Genomic DNA, 18,819 nt, shown 5'->3' on the forward strand with positions numbered 1-18,819 from the left:
CCCNCNGCNNCCGCCGTTACCCTCTCGGTGAGGGCGCACATGCGTTGCGCAACGATGCTGTCTACGGGAACATGAAAACGCGCATCAACGCCCGCGCGCGTATGCTTGCTGCCGCTGCTCCACCAAGGCCTCGCGTCGCACAAAATCCCGTACAAAATCCGTCGCAGGGCGGTGATGCAGGTTATAAGGGGTATCCCATTGCACCACCTTGCCTTCGCTCATGACGCCGATGCGATCGGCAATGGCGAAGGCTTCGGCCTGGTTATGGGTGACGAGAATGGCGGTGTGGCCCGTGGATTTGAGAATATCGCGCACCTCGAACGCCAGGCGCTCGCGCGTATCCACATCCAGATTGGAAAACGGCTCGTCCAGCAGCAAGAGATCAGGCGAGGGCGCCAGCGCACGGGCCAGCGCCACACGCTGCTGCTGTCCTCCGGAAATCTCGTGCGGATAGCTATCGGCCGCTGCCGACAGACCGACCAGATCCAGCATTTCCTTGACGCGCGCCGCACGCTGGGCCTTGTTCATCAGCTTGCGCAGCCCAAACGCCACATTTTCTGCGGCCGTCAGATGGGGGAACAGCGCGTAATCCTGGAACATCATTCCTACACGGCGGTGTTCCGGTGCGACTAGCACGGACTCGGATGAAATGATGGTGCCGTCCAGTGCAATATGCCCGGCGCGCACCGGCTCAAAGCCCGCGATGGCGCGCAAAATCGTGGTCTTGCCGCAGCCGGACTGGCCCAGCAAACAACCAATATGGCCCGCCGGCAGCGCCAGCGACAGATCCTGCACCACCGGGCGCAGGCCTTGCGGCGTATCGTAGGCCAGGCGGATGCGGTCGAGTTCAAGCAAATCGGCCACGTTCAATGTCCCATTTTCAAATTAGTACGTGCCAGCAAAATCACCGGCACGAGGCCCGCGACCACGATGGCCAAGGCCGCGACGGCGCCTTCCTCGTACGTGCCGCGTGCGGCTTCCGCATAAAGCCACGTCGCCAGCGTCTCGAAATTCAGCGGCCGCAACAGCAGTGTGGCCGGCAGTTCTTTCATCGTATCGACAAACACCAGCAACGCCGCGGTGGCCAACGCCGGCTTGAGCAAGGGCAAATGGACCCGGCGCAGCGTCCCGCTCGCATTTTCACCCAGCAATCGCGAGGCTTGCTCCAAAGAGGGCGGAATGCGCGACAGGCCGGCTTCGATCCCGCCCACCGAAATCGCCAGAAAACGCATGGTATAGGCGCATACCAGCGCACCTGTCGATCCCATTAGCAGCAAACCCTGCGTACCAAACACCGAGCCCAGTTGACGATCGATCCAGGTAAACGGCATCAGCAAACCGATCGCCAACACGGTCCCGGGTACGGCATAACCGAGACTGGCAATCCGGGCGCATGCACGGCCCGGATTCAGTCGTGCACTTTCCCGTAGCGTCCGTCCCGCCCACGCCACGATCAGCCCGCAGCCCAGCGTGACGACTGTCGCTGCAAACGCGACCGTGACCGTGTTGGTCAGGCCATTGATCAACTGATCAGACACGCCGCCCACGAGATGCAGGCGCTTGGACGTCTCTACCACCAGATACCAGGCCGGCGCGATAAACCCCAGCAACACCGGAACCCAGCCCAGCACGATGGCCAGCAACGCGGCGCTGCCACGCAAGCGCCGCGCCTGCATGGGCCGCATGCGCTGTGTGTTGGCGTAACGTTGCCGTTTGCGGCCGTGGCGTTCCAGCAAAATCAGCCCCACCACGATGGCCAACATCGTCAACGCGATCTGCGCTGCGCTTGCCAGGTCCGAGCGTGTCACCCACGTCGTGTACACCGACACCGTCAGCGTCTGCACGCCCAAAAACTCGGATGCGCCGATATCGTTCAGCGTTTCCAGCAAGGCCAGACTGGCACCCACCGCGATCGCAGGGCGCGCCAGGGGCAGGGCGACGCGGACAAAGACACCGACTTTACCCGCGCCCAGCGTACGTGCCGCCTCGAGCAGGCTCGCGGCTTGCGTCATGAACATCACACGCGTGCTCAAGTAAACATACGGGTACAGCACGAAACCCAGGACAAAAATGGCACCGTAAATCGAGCGCAAATCCGGCAAGCGAAAATCCCGCGGGCTGTCATAGCCCAGTATCGTACGTATCGCCGTCTGAATCGGCCCGATCGGATGCAGCAAGTCCAGATAGGCAAACGCGATAATGTAGGTGGGCACTGCCAGGGGCAGCAGCAGCGCCCATGTCAATATCCGCCTGGTGGGAAAATCGTACGCGGTGACCAGCCAGGCCGCGCCGGTGCCCAGCATCGTGACCAATATCCCGACGCCCAGCAGCAACATGGCGGTATTGGCCAGCGCCTGAGGCAGGACGTATGTCGCCAAGTGCGACCAGTGCGACAGATCGGCGTCCAGGGCCTGCCACGCCAACGCCCCCAGAGGCAGCAACACGGCGAATGCGATCAGGACTGCGCCCAGCAGCCATCCCGCTCCGCGCTCGGGGCCGCGTAGTCGCCAGGGGCGCGGCAAAGAATCAGTTTGCATACTAAGAAAAAAAGACCCTCACGCTGCACCGGCGGCGTTATCGCCGTCCGGTGAAAAAAGCAAATGTCAGGCCCCTTGCGGTGCCTGACACGGATTGCTGACTCGCCACGGAAACGGGCAGTGCTGGCGTGATGATTGATTAGGTCTCAGACCGGTTAGACATGATTCGGATATACCGCTGGTGCCGTAACAGGGCCGGCGATGGTGTGTCGTTCAGCCCCGGCCCTGCATCATGTTTGATTCAGCCTATTACCTCAATACCGTTTAATTATCGAACCCGACCTTATCCACCAGCTCGCTGGCTTGCTTGCGATGCTTTGCGATTTCCGCCACCGGCAGCGAATCGATCTTCAGTTCGCCAAAACTCGCCACCACGGGGTCCAGCGTCACGCCGGGACGGATGGGATATTCGTAGTTGGCGCGCGCGTACAGGGCTTGTGCCGGCTCGGAAACCAGGAACTCCAGCAGTTTGACCGCGTTTTCCTTTTGCGGGGCATGTGCCGCAACGGCCGCGCCGCTGATGTTCACGTGCGTGCCGTCGCCGCCATTCTTGAATGTCGGGCGCACCACCTTGATCGCGTCGCCCCATTTGCGGGCGTCGGTACCGGGTTCGGCGTTTTTCATATGGCCGACGTAGTAGGCGTTGGCGATACCGATATCGCAAATCCCGCCCAGAATGTCGCGCGCCACGTCACGATCGCCGCCTGCAGCCTTGCGCGCCAAGTTGGCCTTGACCCCACGCAGCCATTTTTCCGTTGCCTCGGCCCCGTCATGCGCGATCATCGCCGCAACCAGGCCGGTGTTGTACGGGTGCTGGCCCGAGCGGATGCAGACCTTGTTTTTCCATTGCGCATCGGCCAGGTCTTCGTAGTGGAAACTGTCCAGCTTGACGTCATTGGCCACATATAGCACACGGTCGCGCAGCGACAGCGCATACCATTTGCCATCCGCACCGCGCAGATTTGCCGGAATGACCTTGTTCAGCGTTTCCGACTGGACTGCTTGCGTAATCCCGCCGTCGACCAGATCGATCAGGTTGCCGATATCGACCGTCATCAGCACATCCGCTGGCGATTGTGCGCCCTCGGCCTTGACGCGCTCGAGCAGCCCGTCTTTCACAAAGACCGTGTTGACCTTGATGCCCGTTTCCTTGGTAAAGGCATCCAGCATCGGCTGGATCAATTTGGGTTCGCGCGTGGTGTACAGGCTGACTTCTTCGGCCGCATTGGCCGGCGTGGCGAGCACGGCGCCCGCGAGCGCCAGCGCGCCAAAGAGGGGGGACAAGGAAAAGCGTCGGGTCGACATAGAGGGCCAGGCTCCGATATAGCGTTAAATAGTTGGCTGAAATGCCGTTTGTCTCGGGCACCGCTCGACCCGGGCCGAGCGTGGCGCCGGGCAGGGCAGAACCCGTTAACGAAAATTATTATCAAGTGGGTGCGACAATACCAGGAACCGCCCAACCATTCAACTTAGCGTCAGCTACAGCCCTGTTTCCGGGCTTGAACCGGGGTTCTACCAAAAAGTTATAAGAGAATTACGGAATAATGAGATGAGTTATCAAGTAGTCTTGGTAAAATCGGGAAAACCCTGAGCCCCGCGCCAGCTTATTGCAAGCCTTTTGCACAGCGCGGAAATTCACTCGGCGCACCTGGTGCGTTGCACTTTTTCAACGACATGGCAGCTTTTAATACCGAACGCGTACTCAGCGTGCGCCACTGGAACGATACGCTTTTCTCCTTTACCACCACGCGTGACTCGGCCTTGCGTTTCCACAACGGCCACTTTGTCATGATTGGCCTGGAAGTCGAAGGCAAGCCCCTGATGCGCGCCTACAGCATCGCCAGTGCCAACTACGAGGAAAACCTCGAATTCCTGAGCATCAAGGTCCAGGACGGCCCCTTGACCTCTCGTTTGCAGCACCTGAAAGAGGGCGATTCCATCCTCGTCAGCCGTAAACCGGTGGGTACGTTGATCGTCGACGACCTCAAGCCCGGCAAAAACCTGTTCCTGTTCGGCACAGGCACCGGCCTGGCGCCCTTCATGAGCATCATCAAAGACCCCGACGTCTACGAGCGATTCGAAAAAGTCGTCCTGGTGCACGGCGTGCGTTGGGTCAGCGAGCTGGCCTACGCCGAATTCATCGAAAACGAGCTGCCCAACAACGAGTTCTTTGGCGATGTGGTGCGCGACAAGCTCATCTACTATCCCACCGTCACGCGCGAGCCGTTCCGCAACCAGGGCCGCATCACGCAGTTGATCGAAAATGGCAAGCTCTGCGCCGATGTCGGCCTGCCGCAGATCAACCCCGAAACCGACCGCGCCATGCTCTGCGGCAGCCCTCACATGCTGGCCGACATCAGTGCGATGCTGGACTCTCGCGGTTTCCAGGTTTCACCGGGCGTAGGCGAGCCGGGCGACTACGTGGTCGAGCGCGCATTCGTCGAAAAATAATGCGCGAGCGGCCGTGTCGCCGTCTATGATATGCAATGAAAAAGGGCATGCATCACGAGATGCATGCCCTTTGCTTGACTGACGGCGTAGTGAACCAATCTCGCTACGGCGCCATCATCCTATCCCTGGCCTCCGTCAGCGCTAAGCCCAACACGGTTATTGCTTGGTGTTGGTTGTCGGCCCGCAGCGATCTCATTGCCTCGATGTAATTTCCACCGCCGAGGATGAGGTTCCTTGCGTCTATGCGATTGCCTTGCTTGGACATCTGCACCAAGAGGTCGTCTGTGCGCATTCCCGCGGCCGTTAATAATCTCAATTTTCCGGCATTTTTTGCGTTTTCGGCGAGTGTCGCTGCTAGGGTGTCGGTCGGCACCCCGGACTGAATCATCAGTCGCAGCCATTCCGTTTTTTCCTCAGTAGCCATCGTTTCGTGATCCAGCACCCACACCATTTTTTGGCCTAGCTCAGCTCGTGTGGCTAGCGACTTTATAGCTTCTTTATCGTCAAGCTCACTCGCCTGTTGTAGTGCAACGAGCCAATCCGCGCCGGCTGTCACGAGATCTCTCACGACGTTATCTCGTGTGGTCCCTGTATACATCTCGGCCGTTTTCGTCAGGGTCGTATGAATATTTACCCCTGCAGCGATCAGTCTGAGTGCTGCTGCACGGTGTTGGTCGCTCAACAATTCGATTAAGGCGCCTGGCCCATCGGCGCCTAGTTCCATGAGGGCTACGGCGAATGGGATATCGTCACTCGCTGCTGCGTGTGTCAGGGCTTGCCGGCCTCTGTCATTCAACAGGCCAAGGAGCGCGCGTGCTGGCTCCCGTTGGTCGTATGCAATCAGCTCGCGGAGAACTTCGGTCGATGCATCGGTCTCCCGGCTCTCGGTCATGAATTTTGCGGTCCTCATGTCCCCCGCGCGCACGCTTTCGAGCATCACGTCAGACGTGCGTAATCCCGAGGCGAACAATGTCCTCAGTCCCCGGTAATTGGCATCTTCACGCAGCTTCCTCAGCGCGTCCCCGACATCGACCTTTGTGTTGAGCAAAATCGCGACATCCCCTACGTCATTCCACCACAAGGCAGACAGAAGCGCGGCCTGTCTCTGGGTAGGTGAATACTGCGAGACCCTTATTTCCCTTTTGGCGAAGTCTGCTCTGGCCTCCTCCGGCAGGCCGGAACGTGGGGCGCCGGCTAGGATTGCCAAGCGTAATGCAGGCAGGTTGTCCCTGTGGACGGGCAGCGAGTGTATTAACGTTGAGGTCGACGTGCCGGCGGCGACCATTGTTTTCGCAAGCAACAGATTCTTGCCTTCGATAGCCCGCTGCAGGATTTGTTCGCTTATGTCTGGGTGAGAGGCGATGAATGGTTTTAGTGTGCCGACTTCCCCCGCTTTTGCCAACTCGCTAATGAGGACAGCGGGACGCAGTGGAATCCACATTTGCAACGCCGCAGTGTCTCTGCTTCGTATTAGCCGCGACAGCGCAATCCCCTCGGCAGGAGTGGGTTCGTAGTAAGAGCCGGGGTCCCGATCTGCTCCGATCAAGACGCGTGCCGCCTTGCTATTGACTTCGCTACGGGGACTCTGTGCTAACTGAATCAGCGCGGTGGCGGCGTCGGCGCCCATGGCAATCAGGCGGTTCGTGCCGCCGAAGGTGAACATGGAGGAAGTTCCTCTGATTGCCTCCTGCGTCGCCACTGACACTAAAGCAGCTGAGCCGTTGGCGCCGAGCATGAGCAACGCGGATTCCGCAGTGCGCCAACCTTTTTCAGACGCGTAGATCAATGCGTTGGTCGCATCTGCTCCCGTTGATATCAACAGCTTCGCAGCGCTCACGCCGCCGTCGCTGGAATCGTGTTGAGCGATTTCGGCCAGGACTTGGACTGAATCAACGTCACTGTCGATCAGGCGTGCCACCATCCCCACGTGACCTCGCTGTGCGGCGAATTTCAGGGCTTCGTCCAGACCGGCTCTAGCCCCAGAATTGAGCAACGCGTTGATCAGTTCAACGTCGTCGGTTTCGGATTGGGCTGCATACATGATCGGCGTGTATCCGGCATCGTCCCGGCCGTCAAGGAGATCCAGGTCCATCTCATGGGACATCTCAGCCAACGCTATCGCGACGGCATGGCTGCCAGACTTTACGGCAATATGGAGGGCATTCTCATGGTTCTCGTAGTACTCTTGCCCGAAATCTGCCGTATCGTCGTTAAACAGCGCATAGAACGTCTCCAAGTCGTCTGTCTGTATGGCCTGCAGCAATCGCCCGCCAGCTTCCGACGGGGCGGGATTGGCGGGCGGGTGATCGACCGGCATTAAGCTGGTCAGATTCTGAGAAAGATGAATGTCGTTCGGCATAGGACGGTACTCGAAGGGCAAACGCGGTGCGGCATCTCCTAGAGCAGCCGCCGGACTGCCGCCAGATTCCATGGTGAGCGTTTGCGTGAGGGCGGCTTGGCTATGTAAGTAACGAAGCATCATGTTTCGTTCCGGACTGCCGATATCCCTCCTGCGGTGTTCAGCCACAAGCAAATGGGCAGACATTTGTCTGCCCATTGCCCATTGCCCATNGCCCATCGCCCATCGCCCATCGCCCATCGCCCATCGCCCATCGCACGCACGGCCGCTGCGCACCTTGTTCGTTTACGGTCGTTATGCGTTGGCCCGCCTCTGACACGTTGCCGGCTGGATTATTCCGGCGTAATCCCCGCCTTATGAATGATCTCGCCCCATTTCTTTGACTCAGCGTGCTGGAACTCGGCGAGTTCTTTCGGTGTCGAGGTGGCGGGCGCGGTGCCGGTGGATTCGTAGAAATGTTTGGCGGCTTTGCCTTCTGTGGCTTTGGCCAACAGGTCGTGCAGTCTGGCGACGACGTCATCGGGAGTGCCATCGGGGACGTAGGCGGCGAACCAATAGCCCATTTCATATCCGGGGACACCGGCCTCCGAGATGGTGGGCAGATCCGGAGCGAGAGGAGAACGCTCGCTGCCGGTGAACCCGAGTGCGCGCAGTTTGCCCGAGGCGACTTGCGGCAGGCCGGTGGCGGTGTCGGTGATCATCATGTCGATCTGGCCACCCAACAAATCGGTCACGGCCAAGGGATTGCTTTTGTAGGGGACATGCAGCAGTTTGATATCGGCCATCTGCTGCAGCAACTCGCCCGCGATGCGGCTGCTGGAGCTGCCGCTGCCAAAACTCAGCTTGCCCGGCGACTGCTTGGCCAGCGCGAGAAAGTCGCCCACCGTTTTTGCGGACGACGAAGGGTTGATCACCATGATCTGGCCGCCTTTACCCAATAAGGTGACCGGCGAAAAATCCTTCACCGGATCGTAGGGCAGGCTTTTGTACAAATGTTCATTGGCGGCGTGCGTGGTGTTGGTAGTGATCAGTACCGTATAGCCGTCAGCGGGAGCCCGGGCGCCGGCTTGCGCACCGATCATCGCGCTGGCGCCAGCCCGGTTTTCGATGACCACCGATTGCCCGGTCTGTTCGGTGACGCCTTGACCGATGGCGCGGCCGATCTGGTCGGTGGCGCTGCCTGCGGCAAAGGGCACGATGAACGTGATGGGTTTACTCGGGAAGTTTTGGGCCGCTACCGTCAAGGGCAAGGCAGTGCATAGTGCGGCAATCATGCGTAAAGGGGTCAAGCGCATCGTAGTCTCCGTGTGTTGTTGTTAAGTGGTTTGTGGTGAAACGTGTGTTGCTGCAGAAAGCGGCAGGTGCGTGGACAACAAAGCATTGCCGCAGACACCGCCGAGGTGGGTTAAGGCCCTGGCCAGGCCAGGCCAGGCCACCGGTTATGCCGTCGATAAAGCGTCGCCAGGCACGTCGGGCAGACGTCGCGCCAGTTCTACACTGACCTCGACCGGCAGATCCAGCAGATGAAACGACAGGCTCTTGCCGTGTGTGTCCAGATTCAGTGCGTCGTTCACGCCGCCGTCCAGAACCCCCTCCAGCACGAAATTCATGGCCTGCAGCGTCGGAATCTCATAGCGTGTGACGCGAGTCGGATGGCGATAATCAAACCATTGCGCCACGCGCATGTCCGTGACCTGTTCGACGAGCACGTCGTAGCACGCCTCATCCCAGGCAATCAGGCTGAGATTGGAAATATTGCCCTTGTCGCCAGAGCGGCTGTGCGCCAGCCGATAGAGCGGTACCGAGACCGTGGCGGCGGGCGGGTTGGCAGACAGTATGGAAGTCATTGTTGCGCCTCCAGCATCGTCCAGCCGCTTGCCACTGCATCTCGTGGAATCGTGCAGGACACCATATTCAACCGCGGCCGCAGCGAGGTCCGGACGCCGCCGCCTCCTGCAGGGCCGCAGCAATAGAGCGCAGTCACTTCGCGCAGCAATCGTTCCGCCGTGCTTGCGTCCGTGTGTTCGGCGGCCAATCTCAAGCGCACGTCGCGAGCGTGTCCGAGCGATCGCGCGGACAACATGCCACCGTTGTCGTCTCCCAGAATACTGACCACGCCAATCAAATCCATACGCACTTTCAACGCCGAGCCCAGGCGCTTTTGCACCATGTCCGCCGCGAGACGGGCGCGCGCCTCGGCTTGCACGCCTGCATAGGAAATCTCGGCTTCGGCCAGCCAGCCGCCGCGGTGACATACGTTGACCTTCAGTTCGTCAGGGCGTGGGTGGCCGGTAATGCCTGTGACGGCTACGCGATCGGGGCCAATCGGTTGGACGCGGGCTTGGCTCAAGTCCGCGATGACGTCCGGCGTCAAGTACCGCGCCGGATCATGTACCTCGTAAAGTAATTGTTCTTTTACCGTGCGCGCGTCAACCACGCCTCCGGTGCCGTCAGGCTTCGTAATCACGAACCCGCCATCGGCATCGATCTCTGCGATCGGATAGCCCGCTGTATAGATATCCGGCACGTCTTTGAGCCCTGGCACGCAAAAATAACCGCCTGTGACTTGCGTGCCGCATTCGAGCATATGGCCCGCCATCGTCGCGCGGCCTAATCGCGCCCAATCGTCCTCTGCCCAGCCGTAATGCGCCAAAGCGGGGCCCAAGGTCAATGAGGGGTCCGCCACCCGTCCGGCCACAACAATGTGCGCGCCTTCGCGCAATGCGGCAGCAATCTCATTTGCACCGAGATAAGCCGTCGCGCTGACGACATCCATGCTGTCAAAGGCAGGACCCAGGCGTTCGCGCAACAAGTCATGTTGCGCTGGCGCCGTCAATGCGTCGCCGTGCACGACAGCAATGCGCGGCGCCGGCAGCCCCTGCGCGCGCGCCAGTTCAGCAATTCGACGCGCCGCCGCAGGCGGGTTCGCGGCCCCGAAATTACTGACGATGTGCACGTCGTGCCGCAGGCAGTGTGCCAGGATGGGGTTCAGTAAGTCGTCCAGCAACGGTTCATAGCCGCGTTCCGGATCGGCGTTGCGCGCCAACTGGGCCAGTGCAAGTGTCCGCTCGGCCAGTGTTTCGAAAATCAGCGTGCCCCCACCGCGCGCGGCCAGCGCGTGCACGATGGGCAATGCCCCGTCCGTGCGGTCGCCAGAAAAGCCGGTGGCACAGCCGATCAAAAAGGGTGCAGCCGTCATGTTTGTCCCGGTATGAGTTGTCGTTCTTGTGCGGCCATCGTGCAAAGCAGCGTCGCGATGAGCTGTCGTCGTTGATGACGGTGAGACCATCGCGCCTCTGGCATGGCATGCAGCCGATGGCGCTCACTATAGGTAGGCTTGCTTAATAAGTGAAATAGAAATAAAAGATCGATTCATCCAATATTTCTATGAATCTGTCTACCCGCCAACTTCGCGCATTCGTGGCCCTGGCCGATGAAAAGCATTTCACTCGCGCCGCGCAGCGTTGCCATCTGACCCAGCCGGCGTTCAGTGCGCTCATCCGCACACTGGAGGACGCAGCCGGGGTGCGTCTGTTCGATCGCAACACCCGTAACGTGGAACTGACGGCCGAGGGCAGGGTGATGGATGCGTCCGCGCGTCGATTGTTGGGCGAGCTCGATCTTGTCGTCGAGGATCTGCGCGATTACGCCGCGCGCCGCCGCGGGCACGTCACTATCGCCGCCTTGCCGTCATTGGCCGCCGGGTGGCTGCCAGCGCTATTGGCCCGTTTTCATCAGGACTATCCGGGGATCACCTTGCAATTGCGCGACGCTCTGCTGGATCCGTGCCTGGATATGGTGCAAAGTGGTGCGGCGGATTTCGCCGTCGCGGCGCAACGGGCAGATATGACCGACCTGGAGAGCGAATTTCTCCATGCCGATAGGTTTTTCCTCGTTTGCCGAAAGGATCATCCTTTGGCCGGACGCGATGAGGTCCGTCTGCGTGATCTCGCGCGCTGGCCCTTGATTCAATTGGCGCGCGGCAGCAGCGTGCGCCGCTATCTCGACGAGGCCCTCGGGCCGAAATCGCCCCAGCCCCTGCTCGAAGTCGAGCATCTGGCCACGGTAACCGGGCTGGTCCTGGCCGGTATGGGCATCAGCGTGGTTCCCGCCATGACGCTGTTTCATTTTCAGCGCGACCAGTTGGCGATCAAGCCCCTCGCAGGGAAACCCTTGACACGACCGTTGTACCTCGTGCGCCGCGAAGGCCGCGCCTTGTCGGTCGCTGCCCAAACGCTGTATGACCTGCTGCGAGAGCACGTGAATGAATTGGGAGTTTGATGGCGCCCACATCAAGCCAAATTAGCCAAAAAGCGGCGAACGCCACTATTCTTGTCATATCGCTGTCGACAATGTCCGAGTCAGCCGGGCGGCTCAACGTGGTCCGCCTCGCTTTCGCAAATACCTATTGCCGTTTAAACTTCAATAGTCCAGTATTACGATCGATTATTCTTCAAGGATCCGGCTCATGAGCAAGCAAATCATCCATACCGATGCGGCCCCGGCCGCCGTTGGTCCTTATTCGCAGGCCGTTGCCGTGACCGGTACCAAGACGGTCTATCTGTCTGGCCAGATTGGCCTGGAACCGGGTACGGGCGATCTCGTGTCGGAAAACTTCGACGCTCAGGTGCGCCAGGCTTTTATGAACATGACCGCGGTCATCCAGGAGGCAGGCGGGACGCTGAACGACATCGTCAAATTGACCTTGTTCCTGACTGACCTGAACAAATTCACCGCCGCCAACGCCATCATGGCCGAATTGATCCCGCAGCCGTTCCCGGCCCGTTCGACGGTCGGTGTGGCCAGCCTGCCTAAAGGCGCGCAATTCGAGGTGGAGGCGATTCTGGTTCTGGCCTAAGGCGCCTGATTTTCTCGCATATGCCGGCGACTGCTGCTGCCCGCAATCGTACCGGTGCGCTCAAGCGTGCCGGTGTGGATGCGGCTGCCGATAGCGCGGCCAGCGTGCGGCCCGAAACGAAATCCGGCGCCAAATCGGGGCCGGCCCGGTCGCTGACCGATGTGCAGCGCAAGCTGCATAGCCTCGGCCTGGTCACGCCTAACGACTGTATCTTGCACCTGCCGCTGCGTTACGAGGACGAGACGCGCATTGTTCCGATCGGTTCGCTGCGCCCCGGTGCGCCTGCGCAGGTCGAGGGCGAAATCCTGCGTAGCGAGGTGTTGTTTCGTCCACGCCGCCAGTTGACTGCCGTGATGGCAGACGATAGCGGCGAACTGCAATTGCGCTGGCTGAATTTTTATCCCAGCCAGCAAAAACAACTGACGCCGGGCCGCCGTCTGCGTGCCCGGGGCGAGGTGCGCGGCGGTCTGTTTGGACGCGAGATGGTGCATCCGCGCATGACCAGTGCTGATGCCGCCTTGCCCGAGGCGTTGACCCCGGTTTATCCCAGCACAGAAGGGCTGACCCAGCCTTCATTACGCAAGGCCATTGCCCAGGCCCTCGATCAGGCGGATCTGAGCGATACGCTGCCCGACGAAGCCCTGCAACGTTACACGCTGATGCCGTTTGCGCCAGCCATCCGCCTCTTGCATGCGCCACCGCCTGGCGTATCCGAGCAAGACCTGATCGAACGTGGCCATCCTGCCTGGCACCGCATCAAATTTGACGAATTGCTCGCTCAGCAGTTGTCGCTGGCCGCTGCGCGCGCGGCGAGACGCAGCATTCGGGCTGTGCCATTGCCTCTACAGGCCAGTCCCTCCGACGCTGCCGATTTGGTCGCGCGCCTGTATCGAGCATTGCCATTTACCCTGACCGCGGCACAACAGCGCGTCATCAAGGAAATCTCGGCCGACCTGGCACAGCCGTATCCGATGCATCGTCTATTGCAGGGCGATGTCGGCAGCGGCAAGACCGTGGTCGCCGCTGTCGCAGCCGCTCAGGCCATTGCCTGCGGCGCTCAGGTGGCATTGATGGCGCCCACAGAAATCCTGGCTGAACAGCATTTCCATAAGCTGGTGTCATGGCTGCAGCCTTTGGGTGTGAACGTCGCATGGCTGAGCGGCAGCCAGACGGCAAAGGCCCGGCGCGAATCCGCCGCCGGCGCGGCCGACGGCAGTATTCAACTGTTGGTCGGCACACAGGCGCTGATTCAGGATCATGTCGAGTTTCAGCGTCTAGGTCTGTCTATCGTGGATGAGCAGCATCGCTTTGGCGTGGGTCAGCGATTGGCCTTGACGCGTAAAGGCGAGGTCTCGCCTGATCAAGCAGAACAGATTCCCACGATCCCGCATCAGCTCAACATGAGCGCTACGCCGATTCCGCGTACCTTGGCGATGACTTTTTTTGCCGATCTGGACGTATCCGTCATTGACGAGCTGCCGCCAGGCCGCACGCCTGTGGTGACCAAGCTCGTGTCCGACAATCGCCGCGAGGAGGTCATCGCGCATATCGCCAACGCTGTACGTCAGGGGCAGCAGGCGTATTGGGTCTGCCCGCTGGTCGAGGAAAGCGAAGCTCTGCAACTGCAAACCGCTGTCGACACGTACGACGCCATGTGCGCGGATCTGCCCGACTTGCGGATTGGCATGGTGCATGGCCGCCTGGCGCAAACCGAAAAGGCCGCGGTCATGCAGGCCTTTCGCGATGGCGATATCGATTTGCTCGTGGCCACGACCGTCATCGAGGTCGGTGTGGACGTGCCCAAGGCATCGCTCATGGTGATCGAACACGCCGAGCGTTTTGGCTTGGCGCAATTGCATCAGTTACGTGGCCGGGTAGGGCGGGGCAGTGCCGAGTCCGTTTGCGTGCTGCTCTATCAGACGCCGCTGTCGCAGATTGCGCGCCAACGGCTGCGGGCCATGTTCGAGACCAATGACGGTTTCGAAATCGCGCGCCGCGATCTGGAACTGCGTGGCCCGGGCGAGTTTCTCGGCACGCGCCAATCGGGTATGGCGCTCTTGCGATTTGCCGATCTCGAAAGCGATGTCGGTATTGCCGAGCAGGCGCGCGAGGCCGCCGCATGGCTGCGTGCCGATCATCCCGACGCGGTGGCGGCGCACTTGGCACGCTGGATGCGTGGACGCGAAGACTTTCTGCGGACCTGAGCCTACCTATGCAAATCCTTTGCGCCATGCAATCTTTCATGCTTCGCTTTTGTCGGCTGGCCCGCCTCAGGGCAAACATCGCCCCTTTCCTTCCCGGTACGAATGCCGCGGTTTCCCGGAGCAGAAGATGACTCTGACTGAACTCAAATACATCGTCGCCGTCGCACGCGAACGGCATTTTGGCCGTGCGGCCGAAGCCTGCTTCGTGAGTCAGCCCACCTTGTCCGTGGCGATTCGCAAACTGGAGGATGAGTTGGGCGTGACGCTGTTCGAACGTGGTGGCGTCGAAGTCGGCGTGACCGCTATCGGTCAGCGCATCGTGACCCAGGCGCAAAAGGTGCTCGAGGAAAGTGCCAGCATCAAGGAAATCGCCCGTCAAGGCCATGATCCGCTGGCCGGGCCGCTGCGCGTCGGCGTGATTCACACGATCGGGCCGTATCTGTTGCCGCATCTGGTGCCGACGCAGATTGCCCGTACGCCGCAGATGCCATTACTGCTGCAAGAAAACTTTACCTTGCGTCTCGTCGAGCTGCTGCGGCAAGGGGAAATCGATTGCGCCATCATGGCATTGCCTTTGCCCGAGGCGGGGTTGATCACGCAACCGCTTTACGATGAACCCTTTATCGTCGCGGTGCCGCGCGATCATGAGTGGGCCGACCGAGAAGCCATCAGTTCCGAAGACCTGAAACAGCAGACCATGCTGCTGCTGGGCACGGGCCACTGTTTCCGCGATCAGGTCTTGGAAGTCTGCCCCGAACTCTCGCGCTTTTCTGCCGCGAGCGACGGTATTCAGCGGACTTTTGAGGGATCGTCGTTAGAGACCATCCGTCATATGGTCGCGGCCGGCATAGGCGTGACCGTCCTGCCGGTGACCGCCATTCCTGAATCCCCGCCGCCCAAAGCACTATTGCGCTATTTGCCTTTTGAGGGTCGTCCGCCAGAGCGGCGCGTGGTGCTGGCGTGGCGCCGCAGTTTCCCGCGTCTGGCCGCCATCGAAGCGCTGGCCCAAGCCGTCTACGAATGTGGATTGCCGGGCGTGACCATGTTGGATCACGAGACTGCGGTAGAAAGTTGATATTTTTCAGTTTTGCGAGAGCTTGAGCAGGGCTCTCAGGCTATAAACAATCTATATCAATCCAGTGGTATTCTTATTCCGTCTACAACCTGCACGAGGAGCACTACATGGCAAAGTCCAAAGCAAGTAGTACCGCCGCTGTTCGCATCAATATCGGCATTTCGGACAAAGACCGCGAGGCAATCGCGGCCGAGCTCTCCAAGGTGCTGGCAGATTCCTACACGCTGTATCTGATGACCCACAATTTCCACTGGAACGTTACGGGCCCGCTGTTCAACACGCTGCATCAGATGTTCATGACGCAGTATTCCGAGGAATGGGCTGCGCTGGACGATATCGCCGAGCGTATTCGTGCGTTGGGCGTCCATGCGCCGGGCACCTATCGCGAGTTCGCCAAGCTGTCTTCTATTTCCGAGCCGGCCGACGTGCCCAATGCTCTGGAGATGGTACGCCTGCTGGTCAAAGGCAACGAAGCCGTCTCGAAAACCGCTCGCGCCGCCTTTGACAAGGCCGACAGCGCCAACGATCAGCCCACCGCTGACTTGTTGACCCAACGCATGGACATCCACGAAAAGAACGCCTGGATGTTGCGCAGCTTGCTCGAGTAATCGTGATCTTGCGTTCCATAGTCAATGACGCCGGCTTCTCACCAGAGAGGCCGGTGTCGTTTTGATTCATGCCATCGCGTGATTGCTCTGGCGCCTTTTGTCCTTTACCCATCTACTCGTCTGCATGACTCAATCATCCGGCTTATCCGCTAATGTTCCCGCGTCTGTCCTGATCACCGGTGCGACAGGGGGGATCGGTGGCGCATTGGCGCTGGAATACGCCCGTGCCGGTACAAAGACATTGATCCTGCAGGGGCGCAATCGTCAGCGCCTGGATGAGTTGGCTCAGGATTGCGGCGCCATGGGCGTGCGCGTGATCGTGCACGAACTGGATGTACGGGACCACGACGCGCTGCGGCAGTGGCTGATGCAGATCGGTCAAACCGAAGCCCCCGATCTGGTGATCGCCAACGCCGGCGTCAACATTAATACCGGCCCCCAACAACAGAGTGAAAGCTGGGACGATATGCATCGTCTTTTCGATGTCAATATCAAGGCCGCCATGGCCACCCTGCATGCCAGTTTGCCGGCGATGCTGGCGCGTCGTAGTGGGCAGATTGCCTTGATCAGCTCGCTCGCTGCGTGGCGGGGCCTTCCCGAGACCCCTAGCTACAGCGCCAGCAAAGCGGCTGTCAAAGTCTACGGCGAGGCGATGCGCGATCTCTTGGCCGGGCAGGGGGTCAAGGTCAATGTCATCATGCCCGGCTACGTCGAATCGCAAATGTGCTTCGACATGCCCGGCCCCAAACCCTTTTTGTGGCCTGCCGCCAAGGCGGCTCGCGTCATCCGGCGGGGCCTCACCCGCAACCGCGCGCGCATCAGTTTTCCGTTTCCCCTGAATTTGGGCTGTTTTCTGCTGTCCATTATCCATCCGGCTGTGTCGGGGTGGATACTTCAACGGTTGGGCTATCGCGGCTGACGCTCGCCCGTGTAGGGTTTCGGCCTAGTGCGCGCCATCTGGCGTGCGAGAGCGCCGGTAACGCGGAATTGGTACACTATCCGGTTTAGCCTCGCGCTTTTCGCGGGCGTCTTCCCCTATACAAAGCCGTGATATCTACCGCCAATCTCACTATCCAATTCGGTCCCAAACCCCTTTTCGAGAACGTCAGTGTCAAGTTCGGGGAAGGCAACCGCTATGGTTTGATCGGGGCCAACGGCTCGGGCAAGTCGACCTTTATGAAAATCATCGGCGGCGACCTGGAGTCGTCCGCAGGTAACGTTTCGCTCGAACCCGGCGTGCGCCTGGGCAAGCTGCGCCAGGATCAGTTTGCTTTCGAAGACCTGCGCGTCTTGGACGTCGTCATGATGGGCCATACCGAAATGTGGGCCGCCATGACCGAGCGCGATGCGATCTACGCGAATCCTGAGGCGACCGAGGACGATTACATGCGTGCGGCCGAGCTCGAGGCCAAGTTCGCCGAGTACGATGGCTACACCGCCGAGGCGCGCGCGGGCGAACTGCTATTGGGCCTGGAATTCGCGGTAGACCAGCATCAACTGCCCATGCGCGAGATCGCGCCGGGCTGGAAACTGCGTGTGCTGCTGGCGCAGGCGCTGTTCTCGAATCCTGACGTGCTGCTGCTCGACGAACCGACCAACAACCTGGATATCAACACGATCCGCTGGCTGGAAAATGTGCTCAACGGCTATCAGAGCACGATGATCATCATCAGTCACGATCGTCACTTCCTGAACCAGGTCTGCACTCACATGGCCGACCTGGATTATGGCGAGATCCGCATTTATCCGGGTAACTATGACGACTATATGCTGGCCTCGACCCAGGCGCGCGAGCGTTTGGTCGCCAACAATGCCAAGGCCAAAGAGCGTGTGGCCGAACTGCAGGACTTTGTGCGCCGCTTTGCCGCCAACAAGTCCAAGTCCCGCCAGGCCACCTCGCGTCTGAAGCAGATTGACCGTATCAAGGCCGAACAGGTCGTGGTCAAACCTTCGTCGCGCCAAAACCCCTACATTCGATTCGAGCAGAACAAGGTCATGCACCGCTTGGCGGCGACCATTGAAAAGCTCTCCAAGTCCTACGATGCGCCGGTCATCCGCGATTTCTCCGCGATGATCGACGCAGGCGAAAAGATTGCGATTATCGGCGCGAACGGTGTGGGTAAAACGACGCTGTTGCGCATGTTGGCAGGCGATCTGGCAGCGGATTCGGGCTCGCTGAAATGGTCGGATAACGCCGATCTCGGCTACATGGCGCAGGACGTGTCCGATCAATTCCAACAAACGGATATCAATTTGTTTGATTGGATGAGCGACTACCGCCAACCAGGCGATGACGATCAATCCATTCGCTCCGTGCTGGGCCGCTTGCTGTTTTCGGCGGATGATTTGCCCAAAGCGCCCAAGGTCTTGTCAGGCGGCGAAAAAAACCGCATGACTTTTGGCCGCTTGATGCTGGGTCGCCATAACGTAATGCTGCTCGACGAGCCCACCAACCACTTGGATATGGAATCCATCGAGTCGTTGCAGTTCGCGCTCGAGAAATACCAGGGCACCCTGATTTTTGTGTCGCACGATCGCGAGTTCGTGTCTGGCCTGGCGACACGCATCATCGAAGTCCTGCCTGATGGCGAGATCGTCGACTACCGTGGCGGCTACGAGGACTACCTGTCCTCGCGTGGCATCGAGGGCTGATCCCGCGCCGGGAACACCGCCGAGGACATACCGCAGCACTCTAAAAAGAGAACCCCGCGCCTGGATTCGCTATCC

Annotated in this window: 15 protein-coding genes; 8 read left to right on the plus strand and 7 right to left on the minus strand. The window is 60.0% G+C overall.

What is annotated here, in order from left to right:
* Window positions 1-84: 84 nt before the first annotated feature.
* The 3 genes from ACNA0I_RS04745 to ACNA0I_RS04755 all read right to left on the minus strand — a co-directional run bounded on the left by ACNA0I_RS04745 (window position 85) and on the right by ACNA0I_RS04755 (window position 3,842).
* Complete coding sequence (locus ACNA0I_RS04745) at window positions 85-864, minus strand: ABC transporter ATP-binding protein (protein WP_415804912.1); 780 nt, start codon at window positions 862-864, stop codon at window positions 85-87.
* Window positions 865-866: 2 nt separating this feature from the next.
* Window positions 867-2,537, minus strand: coding sequence for an ABC transporter permease (locus tag ACNA0I_RS04750; RefSeq protein ID WP_415804913.1), 1,671 nt, complete (start codon window positions 2,535-2,537; stop codon window positions 867-869).
* A 264-nt stretch (window positions 2,538-2,801) separates the two neighbouring features.
* Window positions 2,802-3,842: a Fe(3+) ABC transporter substrate-binding protein gene (locus ACNA0I_RS04755; protein WP_415804914.1), complete on the minus strand. Its 1,041-nt coding sequence runs from the start codon at window positions 3,840-3,842 to the stop codon at window positions 2,802-2,804.
* 369 nt (window positions 3,843-4,211) lie between these two features.
* Between ACNA0I_RS04755 and ACNA0I_RS04760 the strand changes: the two genes are divergently transcribed.
* On the plus strand, window positions 4,212-4,988 hold the full coding sequence (locus ACNA0I_RS04760) for a ferredoxin--NADP reductase (RefSeq protein WP_415804915.1): 777 nt from the start codon (window positions 4,212-4,214) through the stop codon (window positions 4,986-4,988).
* A gap of 103 nt (window positions 4,989-5,091) precedes the next feature.
* On the opposite strand, the gene ACNA0I_RS04765 is transcribed toward ACNA0I_RS04760, so the two are convergent.
* The 4 genes from ACNA0I_RS04765 to ACNA0I_RS04780 form a co-directional block, all read right to left on the minus strand.
* Complete coding sequence (locus ACNA0I_RS04765) at window positions 5,092-7,470, minus strand: ankyrin repeat domain-containing protein (protein WP_415804916.1); 2,379 nt, start codon at window positions 7,468-7,470, stop codon at window positions 5,092-5,094.
* Between the two features lie 209 nt (window positions 7,471-7,679).
* Window positions 7,680-8,642 (minus strand): Bug family tripartite tricarboxylate transporter substrate binding protein, encoded by a 963-nt coding sequence (locus ACNA0I_RS04770; RefSeq protein ID WP_415804917.1) that lies wholly within the window; start codon window positions 8,640-8,642, stop codon window positions 7,680-7,682.
* 144 nt (window positions 8,643-8,786) lie between these two features.
* Entirely contained in the window at window positions 8,787-9,194 is a 408-nt protein-coding gene (locus ACNA0I_RS04775; RefSeq protein ID WP_415804918.1) for an AtuA-related protein, read from the minus strand.
* Window positions 9,191-10,546 (minus strand): acyclic terpene utilization AtuA family protein, encoded by a 1,356-nt coding sequence (locus ACNA0I_RS04780; protein ID WP_415804919.1) that lies wholly within the window; start codon window positions 10,544-10,546, stop codon window positions 9,191-9,193. The genes ACNA0I_RS04775 and ACNA0I_RS04780 overlap by 4 nt, the downstream gene beginning before the upstream one ends.
* Window positions 10,547-10,734: 188 nt before the next feature.
* On the opposite strand from ACNA0I_RS04780, the gene ACNA0I_RS04785 reads away from it, so the two are divergent.
* From ACNA0I_RS04785 to ACNA0I_RS04815, 7 genes are all read left to right on the plus strand, one after another.
* On the plus strand, window positions 10,735-11,628 hold the full coding sequence (locus ACNA0I_RS04785; protein ID WP_415804920.1) for a LysR family transcriptional regulator: 894 nt from the start codon (window positions 10,735-10,737) through the stop codon (window positions 11,626-11,628).
* A gap of 187 nt (window positions 11,629-11,815) precedes the next feature.
* Window positions 11,816-12,205 (plus strand): Rid family detoxifying hydrolase, encoded by a 390-nt coding sequence (locus ACNA0I_RS04790; RefSeq protein ID WP_415804921.1) that lies wholly within the window; start codon window positions 11,816-11,818, stop codon window positions 12,203-12,205.
* Between the two features lie 188 nt (window positions 12,206-12,393).
* Window positions 12,394-14,409, plus strand: coding sequence for an ATP-dependent DNA helicase RecG (gene recG / locus ACNA0I_RS04795; RefSeq protein WP_415805269.1), 2,016 nt, complete (start codon window positions 12,394-12,396; stop codon window positions 14,407-14,409).
* Window positions 14,410-14,536: 127 nt separating this feature from the next.
* A complete protein-coding gene (locus ACNA0I_RS04800; protein ID WP_415804923.1) occupies window positions 14,537-15,484 on the plus strand; it encodes a LysR substrate-binding domain-containing protein in 948 nt (315 codons plus the stop codon).
* Between the two features lie 107 nt (window positions 15,485-15,591).
* Window positions 15,592-16,092 (plus strand): Dps family protein, encoded by a 501-nt coding sequence (locus ACNA0I_RS04805; protein WP_415804924.1) that lies wholly within the window; start codon window positions 15,592-15,594, stop codon window positions 16,090-16,092.
* A gap of 124 nt (window positions 16,093-16,216) precedes the next feature.
* Entirely contained in the window at window positions 16,217-17,011 is a 795-nt protein-coding gene (locus tag ACNA0I_RS04810; protein ID WP_415804925.1) for an SDR family NAD(P)-dependent oxidoreductase, read from the plus strand.
* 128 nt (window positions 17,012-17,139) lie between these two features.
* Entirely contained in the window at window positions 17,140-18,744 is a 1,605-nt protein-coding gene (locus tag ACNA0I_RS04815; RefSeq protein ID WP_415804926.1) for an ABC-F family ATPase, read from the plus strand.
* Window positions 18,745-18,819: the final 75 nt, after the last annotated feature.

This window comes from Bordetella muralis, assembly GCF_965139205.1.
Classification (GTDB): domain Bacteria; phylum Pseudomonadota; class Gammaproteobacteria; order Burkholderiales; family Burkholderiaceae_B; genus Bordetella_A; species Bordetella_A muralis.